General features: G+C 44.7%; 7 protein-coding genes and 2 pseudogenes. 7 read left to right on the top strand and 2 right to left on the bottom strand.

What is annotated here, in order from left to right; all coding sequences use genetic code 11:
• Together CF137_RS08465 and CF137_RS08460 are read right to left on the bottom strand one after the other, a co-directional pair.
• Nucleotides 1–911: pseudogene (locus tag CF137_RS08465) on the bottom strand (IS30 family transposase); the annotation flags it as partial.
• A gap of 91 nt (nt 912–1,002) precedes the next feature.
• Nucleotides 1,003–1,098, bottom strand: a pseudogene (locus CF137_RS08460) (transposase); the annotation flags it as partial.
• Nucleotides 1,099–1,328: 230 nt separating this feature from the next.
• Between CF137_RS08460 and CF137_RS08455 the strand changes: the two are divergent.
• The 7 genes from CF137_RS08455 (at nt 1,329) to rpiA (ending at nt 8,535) form a co-directional block, all read left to right on the top strand.
• Complete coding sequence (locus CF137_RS08455) at nt 1,329–2,159, top strand: HAD family hydrolase (protein WP_139718695.1); 831 nt, start codon at nt 1,329–1,331, stop codon at nt 2,157–2,159.
• A gap of 9 nt (nt 2,160–2,168) precedes the next feature.
• Nucleotides 2,169–2,879 carry a ribulose-phosphate 3-epimerase gene (locus CF137_RS08450; RefSeq protein ID WP_139718693.1) on the top strand — a complete coding sequence of 237 codons (711 nt, stop codon included), beginning with the start codon at nt 2,169–2,171 and terminating at the stop codon, nt 2,877–2,879.
• A 71-nt stretch (nt 2,880–2,950) separates the two neighbouring features.
• Nucleotides 2,951–4,108, top strand: a complete 1,158-nt coding sequence (locus CF137_RS08445; protein ID WP_139718692.1) for an iron-containing alcohol dehydrogenase — start codon at nt 2,951–2,953, stop codon at nt 4,106–4,108.
• Nucleotides 4,109–4,130: 22 nt separating this feature from the next.
• Nucleotides 4,131–4,400 carry a hypothetical protein gene (locus CF137_RS22180; RefSeq protein ID WP_204787364.1) on the top strand — a complete coding sequence of 90 codons (270 nt, stop codon included), beginning with the start codon at nt 4,131–4,133 and terminating at the stop codon, nt 4,398–4,400.
• A gap of 464 nt (nt 4,401–4,864) precedes the next feature.
• A complete protein-coding gene (gene tal, locus CF137_RS08435) occupies nt 4,865–5,818 on the top strand; it encodes a transaldolase (protein WP_139718690.1) in 954 nt (317 codons plus the stop codon).
• 12 nt (nt 5,819–5,830) lie between these two features.
• Nucleotides 5,831–7,828, top strand: coding sequence for a transketolase (gene tkt, locus CF137_RS08430; RefSeq protein ID WP_139718688.1), 1,998 nt, complete (start codon nt 5,831–5,833; stop codon nt 7,826–7,828).
• Nucleotides 7,828–8,535, top strand: coding sequence for a ribose-5-phosphate isomerase RpiA (gene rpiA, locus CF137_RS08425; RefSeq protein WP_139718687.1), 708 nt, complete (start codon nt 7,828–7,830; stop codon nt 8,533–8,535). The genes tkt and rpiA overlap by 1 nt, the downstream gene beginning before the upstream one ends.
• The last annotated feature ends 24 nt before the right edge of the window (nt 8,536–8,559 follow it).

Here is an 8,559-nt window from a genome sequence, read left to right as displayed (position 1 = left end):
AACTCCAGATGCTTGGCCAGTTCCATGCCGCGATCCCATGTCAGCGACTGTCTGAGCTTACGCGGCAACGTCTTAAATTTTTCTGTAATTGCTTGATTCACAGAACCAGCATCTTTTCCACTTAGCTTGAGAATGATGGTGTAGCGCGACTTTCTATCTACTAGCGTGGCAATGTGGGAGTTGTTAGTGCCGGAAACCAAGTCGCCTTCCCAGTGACCAAAAGTTCGTCGATTATCGATTTTTCTGGAGCGCTCATGGATTGAAATGCCGTTCACTATATTGATGGTGCCCCTCTCTCCCTTGCGGGTATGGTATTTCCCATGACGCAGGCTGTGAGAACGACGTAGATGCTTGACAAGCAGATGGTGTAGCGCACTCCGGCTACGAAAATACAGCGTTTTATAGATCGTTTCGGCAGAGATCTGCATCGCTTTCTGGCGAGACATCGTTCTTTTGAGCCACCCCGATATCTGCTCTGGAGACCATTTTAACTCGAGCTTTTCCTGCACCAGTTCTCGCAATCGCGAATTCCGTTCGAGAAGGCATGCTTTGGGTCTTTTAGCCATACGGTTAGCGCGATTATTAGCATCAACAGCTTTGTAATAGCGTCTGCCACGGTTGCGTTGAACTTCCCGAGATATTGTTGATGGAGAGCGGTTAATGGCCCGCGCTATATCACGGATACTCATCTTTGCAGAAAGACCGGCTCGAATCTCCTCACGTTAGGATAGCGTCAGGTGAGCTACCGCTCGGCGACGCTCGGTCGGTTTGATGCCTCCCGTGTCTCTCAACATGGTGAAAATTGTACCGGGTTTTGAATCCAGGATTTTTGCTATATCACTGAAGCCAGTACCGCGCTTCCACAGATCAAAAACAAACGCTTTTTCCTTTGCTGTAAATGTTCGTTTCATTCAACAATCCTCCGCAGCTGCATGTTTTCACATGGTTGTTGCGTTGATCAATTGAATCTACAGCGGCCTTTTTTAAGGCTATGTCCCAATTACGNNCGGCGACCTCTGCCACCGGGTCATGGCGCTCAGTCACCTGCTTGACGGCGGCCAGTTTGAATTCTTCCGTGTAACGTTGCTGCTTGCTCATAACACCTCCTGAATGACCTCAGTTTGAGGCTCTTGAGGTGTCTAGGAAAGTAGGGGCGATTCAATCAGCGATTCAGCCGGAATATGTATGAATGACGCCTTGTGGTTTTTTGTGACTCATTTTTTGTGATGAATGTCATGTTTGGCTAAAAAAGGCTCATTGTGACCGTGCATGACACAATTAAATCATGTAAGGTCATTTTGCATCACAATGGGTCGCTGGAGGTCAAGATGAAGTATCAAGCAGTCATTATCGATTTAGATGGCACATTGTTAAATGACCATAACCAGATCAGTAGCAACAATATTGAGGCGATCAAACTTGCGATAAGTGAGGGGTATCAAGTCACATTGGCGAGCGGTCGATCACATAACTTGGTACTCCCTTTCGCTAAGCAACTAGGTATTAAGTTGCCTATAATTTGTTGTAACGGAGCTTACTTATTTCATCCAGTTAATCATCATACTAGTAATAGCCGATTTATTGAACCAACAGTGCTCAATTCGTTGCTCAAGACACTGAGCCTTGGTCAGTTCTGCTTCACGTTGTACTGTGCAAATGGAATATTTACGACTCAAGAATCGTCACACTTTAACGGCCTAAAACAACAAATGATGGATCTTGGTGCCGATGGCCACATGAAAGTTATAGCTAATGTACAAGACCTACTGGGTCAATGCGGTGTTGTATACAAAGTGCTGGTGTCGTGCCAAGACAAAGTTGCTCTCTGTCAGCTACGTGATGTGCTTCAAGGCGACTTACAAGCAGACCTTTCAGCACCTAATAAATTAGATATTACTGCACAAGGCACGAACAAAGGTGTTGCCACCATTTACTTACTCAATCAGCTAAACATCAATCCAAAATACACAATTGCGTTTGGCGATGGAGACAATGATGCAGAGATGTTCCGCGTTGTTGGTGAGCCTGTTGCAATGAAAAATGCTAGCCCTGCCATTCGTGGATTAGCAAATCTAATTGTCACAGATAACAATGGTTGCGGCATTGGACAGTATCTTAGACGGATCGTTTTTGAAGGCCAACACTCATACTTATATTAAGGAGATGAAATGAAAAAAGTAAAAATAGCTGCAGGTCTTGCACACGTAGATTATGGCCATATTGCTGACATCGTTAAAGAAGTGTCTGATGCGGGCGCAGATTATATACACTGTGATGCTGCTGATATGTATGACTTGAAAAACATGCAACTTATGGGGGGGCACCAAATCGTTGAAGGTATTCGTCAATACACGGATAAGCCAATCGAAGTTCACGCATACTTTAAAGACTGTGACCGCTTATTTGTAGAGAAGATCGCAAAAGCGGGGGCGGACATGCTGATCCTTCCTGCAGAAAACTTCTTAGGTGCACCGCTGGCATACATGATGAAGTATTGCCGCGATCACAACATGAAGTTTGGTTTAACTGTAGGGTGTTTCACTCCCGTTTCATTCGTTAAAGAAGCGATTTACTACCTAGACCGTCTGCATATCGTTATTCATGGTGTGAATAACGACGAATGGCTATGGCGCGAGTCAGCAATCGAAATGATTCGTGAAGCGCGTCAGCTCATTAATGAACGTAACCCGAACTGTGAGCTGTGTGTAGACGGTGGTATCCGTAACCACAACCTAGAGCTACTACTTAAAGAAGACATTGATGTAATGGTGGCATCTACCAATATCTTTGGCCACAAAGATGGCATCACGGCAGGCGTAAAAGACTTCCGAGCAGCATTAAACGCGGCAGAAGAAGCAGTCGCAGCTGAACGAGCTTAATCAGTGTAAATGGTGTCGAGCTGAATATTCCCCTCGATATGCTTCAGCTCGACAGCAACCAAGGACATGCCATGACACATTTTAATCACAATCAACCCACTAAGCTGAGCTTTGGCCCAGGCAATGTGAGCCAGATAGGTCATATGATTGGAAAATACGGCCTCCGTTGTTTGGTTGTATCTGAACCGATTATGGGCGCAGTTAAACCAGCTTATGACCGTATTTTTGCTTTACTTGCGGAACAAAGTATTGACGTGACGCACTTTGATGGTGTCGTACCAAATCCACCTACAACTGTGGTCGAGCTTGGTCGCCAAATGGGCGTAGAGGCTGGCTGTAATGTGGTGCTAGCCATTGGTGGCGGATCTTCAATCGATACAGCGAAAATCATTGCTGCGACCATGAAAGTCGACACCATCGATTGGGCACAATGGTTTGCCAATTACGATTTACCATTTGGTGACATCAAGCCACTACCCGCACCGACTGTGCCGCTTATTGCGATTCCAACGACATCGGGTACAGGTTCTCAAGTTACACATGCGGCCGTAATTACTGATGTGGTGAGTCATTCGAAGCTTACTCTATTCCATCCCGATTTTTATCCATGTGAAGCAATCATTGATCCCGAGTTAATGCTGACTCTGCCACCTCGAATGACGGCCATAACCGGTTTTGATGCATTTTCACATGCTTTTGAATCATATACTGGCACAAAATCTTCACCACTGGTCGATAGCCTTGCTTTAGAGGCGATAAGGTTAGTGGTGGAAAATTTGCCTGCTGTTGTAAATGACGGCTCTGATATTGAGGGGCGTTGCCGTTTAGCCAGCGCAGATACATTAGCGGGTATCTCGCTAGCGAATGGTGGTGCTGGTGCACCGCATCCGCTAGGTGAAATTTTAGGTAGCAAAAAAACTAATTTACCTCACGGTTTAACGCTGGCTGTGGTTTACCCCGCTTATGTTCAACAGCAATGGACTAAGCAACCAGAGCGCTATGCGAAAGTAGCGGAATTATTTGGTGCGGTGGGAAGCATTGAAGAAAAAGCTCAATCGCTAGCGATGCATCTGGTGGCTTTTTTAGAACAGATTGGCTTAGAGAGCAACCTTACACAAGTGGGCGTGACAGAAGAAGATGTGACGGCACTTGAGCCAGCTTTTTGCTTCAACTTACCACTGACTACTGGTGAAGAGATGAAAATGATTCTGCGAGCTAGCTTGGTGTAGCAGAACACAAGGAGTTTAGAGCATGGAAAATGAAGTAAACCCAATTGAATGTGCAGCAGTGAATGTGGGTAGAGAGGGCATCAACTGTAGCGAATTTCAGGTGTTAATCTTCAGCATCGATGCTCTACTAGTCGATACGAAAACCCTTATGTTCAGAGTTTGCGAAGCTTTAATTAAATCATATGGTGTTGACGTTTCGCCACGCCAGGTTGCTGGTCTAGTTGGGAACTTAACGCCAGCAACCACCCACTCTTTATCGACATCATTCAGGACAGGAATTTTCCGATTATGAAATATGATACCAATCCTTCAATATAGTTACTAAATTATATTTTTTTCTTAGAAAAACTGTGTTGTAAATTATTTTTATTCAGCCGGGTGGAAGTAGCTTAAGTTAACATAAGCAACGAGTCATGAATATCAACACTACATGTAGATCCTTAAGCACTTGTATTTTAAAAATTATTACTATTTTGCGAACTCTAATTAAATACTTATTGAACATCGTAGACGTCGGTAAACCATAGCCTGATGTGTACCTAACAACGCTTGGACTATGGGTGTTTCTGCCCATCAAGCCATTGTCATTGAGGATTTTCCTTTAGTAATTACACGGCGGGATTAGTAGGTATTTCAATTTTTTCGGCAACCAGAGTCTGGTGAAACACCTAGATATATCACATGTCAACATAGCATTGTTGTCTATGAACCAGATGTCTCTAGCGAAATTGATAATTAACTTATAGAGATAAAACTATGAACAAATTAGAACAATTGAAAAAATTCACCACGGTTGTAGCTGATACAGGCGACATCGACGCGATTGCTTTATTTAAACCAGAGGATGCGACGACTAACCCATCCCTTATTCTGAAAGCAGCAGAGATGCCTCAGTACGACCACTTGATTGTTGATGCAATTGAATGGGCGAAGCAACAGAGCCCAGAAAAAACACAACAGGTTGTAGATGCGACAGATAAACTAGCAGTGAATATTGGTATTGAAATCCTGAAAACGGTACCAGGACGTATCTCAACGGAAGTTGATGCACGTTTATCTTTTGACAAAGAGTCCAGCCTAGTAAAAGCACGAAAGTTAATTAAAATGTATGAAGAAGCGGGCATCGATAAAAAGCGCATCCTGATTAAGCTTGCTTCTACATGGGAAGGGATTTGTGCTGCAAAGGTATTGGAGCAAGAGGGTATCAATTGTAATTTGACGTTGTTGTTTAACTTTGCTCAAGCAAAAGCGTGTGCAGAGGCCGGCGTGTTCCTAATTTCTCCATTTGTTGGTCGTATTCTGGATTGGTACAAAACTAACACAGCGCAAAAAGAGTACCTACCAGATCAAGACCCTGGGGTTGTGTCGGTCTCTAAAATTTATAACTACTATAAAGACCACGCTTATCACACTGTTGTGATGGGGGCGAGCTTTCGCAATGTTGACGAAGTTATAGCCCTTGCAGGGTGTGACCGTTTGACCATTGGCCTTGCGATATTAGATCAACTCGCGGCTCAAACAGGTGAAGTCAAACCGACTCTTCATGCTGAGCGAGAGTTTGTGCAGCCCGCACCTATAGCGATGACAGAAGCTGAGTTTCGCTGGGAAATGAACCAAGACCCAATGGCAACAGAGAAACTATCTGAAGGTATCCGCAACTTCGCTATCGATCAGTGCAAACTAGAAGCCATGATTGAAGTACGTTTGTAAAGAGAGGCAAGAATGATTTCACGTAGCAAATTAGCAGATGCGATTCGAGTCTTAAGCATGGATGCAGTGCAAAGAGCAGGATCTGGTCATCCGGGGGCACCAATGGGTATGGCGGATATTGCCGAAGTACTATGGCGTGACTTTCTAAAACACAATCCAGCCAACCCTAACTGGCCAGATCGCGATCGCTTTATTCTATCTAACGGCCATGCCTCTATGCTGATCTACAGCTTGTTGCACCTCTCTGGCTATGATCTAACCATGGAAGACATTCAGTCATTCCGTCAATTGCAGGCGAAAACAGCGGGACATCCAGAGTACGGTTATGCTCCAGGCGTTGAGACAACCACTGGTCCGCTAGGACAAGGTATCACCAATGGTGTTGGTATGGCCTTGGCTGAGAAGGTGCTCGCTGAGCAATTTAACCGTCCTGGACACACGATTATTGACCACCATACCTATGTCTTTATGGGTGATGGTTGCATGATGGAAGGAATTTCCCATGAAGCTTGTTCGCTGGCTGGCACTTTAGGACTGGGTAAATTAATTGCGTTTTGGGATGATAATGGTATCTCGATTGACGGCAATGTGGAAGGTTGGTTCTCAGACGATACGCCTAAACGTTTTGAGGCCTATGGTTGGCATGTGATCGCTGATGTTGATGGGCATAATGCCCAAGCGGTTCATGATGCAATCCTTGCTGCACAAGCTGAAACAAATAAACCAACGTTGATCTGTTGTAAAACCATTATCGGGTTTGGCTCACCAAACAAATCAGCAAGTCATGATTGTCATGGGGCTCCGCTAGGTTGTGAAGAAGTGGTATTAGTCCGAAAAAATCTCGGATGGGAACATCAGCCATTTGAAATCCCACACGATATTTACCAAGCGTGGGATGCAAAAGAAGCTGGCCAAAATGCAGAGGATAAATGGAAATTGTGCTTTGCAGAATACCAACGTAATTATCCTGAATTGGCTACTGAGTTTAATCGTCGTATTCATGGCGAACTGCCTGAAAATTGGGCTGGGCTCAGTGATGATGCCATTAAAATGCTGCAAGCCAACCCAGCTACGATTGCATCGCGTAAAGCGTCTCAAAATGCAATTGAGACCTTTGGACGTAATTTGCCAGAGTTTTTAGGTGGTTCGGCAGACTTAACGCCATCGAATTTGACAAATTGGTCCGGCTCAAAAAAAATAACGGCGCAAGACGCATCAGGTAACTACTTAAGTTATGGGGTGCGTGAATTTGCCATGTCCGCGATGATGAATGGTATTGCGTTGCATGGTGGTTTTATTCCTTACGGCGGTACATTCCTTATGTTCATGGAATATGCACGCAATGCGTTAAGAATGGCTGCGCTGATGAAACAACGCGTTATCTTTGTTTATACCCACGATTCGGTAGGCTTAGGTGAAGATGGCCCGACACACCAACCCGTGGAGCAAATAGCCTCTCTTCGTTTAACACCGAATATGAGCACGTGGCGACCATGTGATCAAGTAGAAACGGCTGTCGCATGGAAGTCGGCAATTGAACGTCAAGATGGCCCTACATCGCTTATCCTTTCGCGTCAAAATCTCGTTCAATTTGAGCGTGATGACGCAACGCTAGCCAACGTAGCTAAGGGTGGTTATATCCTATCTGATAGTGAAGGCGAGCCAGAATTGATTCTGATAGCTACTGGCTCAGAAGTTGTGTTAGCCATGGAAGCAAAAGCGCAGCTTAGCCATGTGCGTTGTCGTGTAGTTTCTATGCCTGCAACAGATGTTTTTGACTCTCAATATGCAGAGTATCAGCAGCAGGTACTGCCATCTCATATAACCAAACGTATTGCCATTGAAGCAGGTATTAAGGATTACTGGTTTAAGTACACTGGTCTTCAAGGTGAAATCATCGGGATGACAAGTTTTGGGGAATCAGCGCCGGCTGAACAGCTGTTTGAGAAGTATGGCTTTACCGTGGCCAACGTGGTCGACATTGCTCAACGTATGATGGAACGCACATAATGGAAACTTTTATCACAAATACGGTTAATGAATGTGTCAGAGTTAAGGCTGCGAAAGCAGCTTTAGACCATATCATGAAAAGTATTACACCTGAAACAGTAATAGGTATTGGTACTGGTTCAACGGCAGAAGTATTTGTCACATTGTTGGCAGCATGTGGGGTTGATTTTTCCCATTGTGTTTCGAGTTCTGAGCGATCGTCTAGAGCTATTCAAGCTGCGGGACTAAAAGAAATCCCTCTTGCTGATTGCTTATACGTCGATTACTACATCGATGGTATTGATGAGGGATTATCAAATGGTATTACAGTCAAGGGAGGTGGCGCTGCTTTAGCTCGTGAGAAAGTTATAGCTTCAATGGCCAAGTGTTTTATCACAATTTCTGACGATAGGCGTCTGGTTGACTCTCTCGGGAAGTTTCCATTACCGATAGAAGTACTACCGGCCGCGAAAATGTCTGTGACTCTCGCATTACAATCGCTCGGAGGCAGCCCTCTGCAACGCGAAGGCTGTATTACAGATAATGGCAATATTATTCTAGATGTTTCTGATCTTGATATGAGTGAGCCTACGGTGTTAGAGCAACGTTTAAACTCGCTGCCTGGCGTTGTAGAGAATGGTATTTTCTCTCGGTGTAGAGCAAGTTATATGGCGTTCTCAAACTCCAGAGGCGTTCGCTGGTTATCAGTTGGTAACGCCATATTGTGATGGCGATGTTGTCAATAACATCAG

Source organism: Aeromonas sobria (genome assembly GCF_006243315.1).
GTDB lineage: Bacteria > Pseudomonadota > Gammaproteobacteria > Enterobacterales > Aeromonadaceae > Aeromonas > Aeromonas sobria_A.
This window is presented reverse-complemented; position numbering and strand designations above follow the sequence as displayed.